Annotated in this window: 1 pseudogene; it reads left to right on the top strand. The window is 48.4% G+C overall.

Features of this window, described 5'->3' with window-relative positions:
* Window positions 1-26 precede the first annotated feature (26 nt).
* Window positions 27-409 (top strand): annotated as a pseudogene (locus A3756_RS03710) (1-deoxy-D-xylulose-5-phosphate reductoisomerase); the annotation flags it as partial.

Raw genomic sequence — 409 nt, 5'->3', positions numbered from 1 at the left:
AAACTCTCAGTAATTCAGGTTATTAAGTGTCGACTATTCAAAGTGTATGTGTCTTGGGGGCGACCGGCTCTATTGGTCTAAACACGCTCGACGTGATTAGTCGGCACCCAGACAGGTATCGGGTATTTGCTCTGACGGCGCATCGCAGTGTCGAGCAAATGCTAGCTCTGTGTTTGAAGCACTCCCCAAGTATTGCGGTTATGGTGGATGAAGATGCTGCGCAATGCTTGCAGGGTGAGTTGCTAAAACATGCTTCTGATATCAAAGTTTTGGCAGGTGCGGAGTCTCTGGAATGTGTGTCCGCACATGATGATGTTGATGTCGTCATGGCTGCAATCGTTGGTGCAGCCGGGCTAGAGGCGAACCTTGCTGCTGCTAGAAAAGGTAAGAAAGTTTTACTAGCGAATAA

It is taken from the genome of Oleiphilus sp. HI0086, from assembly GCF_001635225.1.
Note: the sequence above shows the minus strand (reverse complement) of the source record. Positions and strands in the feature narration are given on the sequence as shown.